Origin of the sequence: Mesorhizobium sp. M2A.F.Ca.ET.039.01.1.1 (assembly GCF_003998035.1) — a bacterium.
In the GTDB taxonomy this organism is placed as follows: domain Bacteria; phylum Pseudomonadota; class Alphaproteobacteria; order Rhizobiales; family Rhizobiaceae; genus Mesorhizobium.
Map to the genome: position 1 here is coordinate 1 of NZ_RZRY01000910.1, position 2,117 is coordinate 2,117.

Annotated in this window: 2 protein-coding genes; both read right to left on the reverse strand. The window is 59.9% G+C overall.

Annotated elements, in window-relative coordinates; genetic code table 11:
* Positions 1–316: 316 nt before the first annotated feature.
* Positions 317–697, reverse strand: coding sequence for a DUF982 domain-containing protein (locus EOA24_RS35445; protein WP_348633099.1), 381 nt, complete (start codon positions 695–697; stop codon positions 317–319).
* Positions 698–886: 189 nt separating this feature from the next.
* A partial coding sequence (glmS, locus tag EOA24_RS35450) for a glutamine--fructose-6-phosphate transaminase (isomerizing) (protein ID WP_127410678.1) occupies positions 887–2,117 on the reverse strand: 1,231 nt, incomplete at its 5' end.

Here is a 2,117-nt window from a genome sequence, read left to right on the forward strand (position 1 = left end):
CCCTTCGCCCCCTAGCTATCGTTCCGATCCCGCCGCTCTCGCCGTGCCATTTTGGCCAGAGAGATTACTGCAGGGCTAAGAAGCGCTTGGCGCTCAGGGTAATGTAGCCATAGCTCTCGGTTATCGTGACATCGACGAGGAACGAGCAATCGTCTCCCACAACTGATCCAACGGCATGGTTTGGCCACCAGACTGCGTTGGAATGCTTTTTCTATCTGACGGCGAACTCGTAAACCTGGAGCAATAAAACTTAATTACTAGTTCAGCTTGTCGAGGCCGTCGGTGATTCGGAAAACGCTTGCGCCGCACGATGGGCTTAGTCGCCGCGCAGGATATTCGCTTCAAGAGCGGCCACGACGAAAGCCCTTCGGGCGATTGGCGGATGAGCCTCGCCACGCAACACCCGCAGGCACGCCTCCATCGCTGCCTTGCGCTTCTCCGTCTGACGATGAGTATCCCGGAGTAATATATTAGCGGCTTCATTAACATCGAACACGATCCGCTCGGAGCCACGTCGACCGGTTTGGATCACGACTGGCCGCTCAAACCTACTAATTCTAGCCATATTTGCCCTCCCCCATACCCGCCGTACGATAACAGGCAGCACACCTTCTGCTTGGGGTGTCATTGACATGAAGGTACGCGCAGGCGCCCCTTTAGGAATTAGTTCTTGATTCATGAGAGGGAGGTGCAACATGGCTCCCGATCTTTCGAGATTGCCGCGGAGGCGGTGTTCCAAAGGAACGACGAGGCTGCCTCCAGCTTGACTTCACTGACGCGGAAGTTGTGAACGGTTTGCCCGAAAACGAGACGCGGGTGATGTGCACGGCTACGTCAACCCGGTAACGGTTTGGAACTACGGTCTGAAGAGACTGTCGTCCGCCTCCTATTCCACCGTTACCGATTTCGCCAGATTGCGCGGCTGGTCGACGTCGGCGCCCATGAACTCGGCGGTGAAATAGGCCAGCATCTGGATCGGCAGCGCGTAGATGATCGGCGCGATGATCTCCGGCACTTCGGGCAGGACGATCGTCTCCGTCGTCTTGATCCTCGCCTGGGCAGCGCCCTTGGCGTCGGTGATCAGGATGATCTTGCCGCCGCGCGCCGCCACTTCCTGCATGTTCGACACTGTCTTTTCGAAGATGCGGTCGTGCGGCGCGATCACGATCACCGGCATGTTCTCGTCGATCAGCGCGATCGGTCCGTGCTTCAGCTCGCCGCCAGCATAGCCTTCGGCGTGGATGTAGGAAATTTCCTTGAGCTTCAGCGCCCCTTCCATGGCCAGCGGAAAATTGGTGTCACGGCCGAGATAGAGCACGTCCTTGTAGCGCGACAGCTCGCGCGAGATGCGCTCGATCTGCTCGTCGAGCTTCAGCACCTGGGTGGCGAAACGCGGCGCTTCGGAAAGCTCGCGCACCAGCTGCTTTTCCTGATCGGGCGAGATCGTGCCGCGCGCCACGCCCGCGCGCACCGCAAGCGCAGCCAAGACGGACAGCTGACAGGTGAAAGCCTTGGTCGAGGCGACGCCGATCTCAGGGCCGGCTAGCGTCGGCAGCACGACGTCGGATTCGCGCGCCATGGTCGATTCGCGCACATTGACGACGGCGCCGATTTTCATGCCGGCCTGGCGGCAATAACGCAGCGAAGCGAGCGTATCGGCGGTCTCGCCCGACTGCGAGATGAAGAAGGCCGCGTCATTGGCCGAAAGCGGCATCTCGCGGTAGCGGAACTCCGAGGCGACATCGATATCGACGGGCAATCGCGCATAGCGCTCGAACCAGTATTTCGAGATCAGCCCGGCGAGATAGGCGGTGCCGCAGGCCGAAAGCGCCAGCCGGCCGATCCTGGCGAAGTCGAACGGCAGGTCGAGCGGCTTCGACTGGCCGGAAACGAAATCGACGTAGTGCGCCAGCGTGTGCGAGATCACCTCCGGCTGCTCATGGATCTCCTTTTCCATGAAATGCCGGCGATTGCCCTTGTCGACCATGAAGCTGGTCGAAAGCGACTGCTGCCGCTTGCGGTCGACCTTGTTGCCGTCGATGTCGTAGATGGTCACGCCTTCGCGGCGCACCACTGCCCAATCGCCGTCCTCGAGATAGGTGATCGAGTTGGTGAAG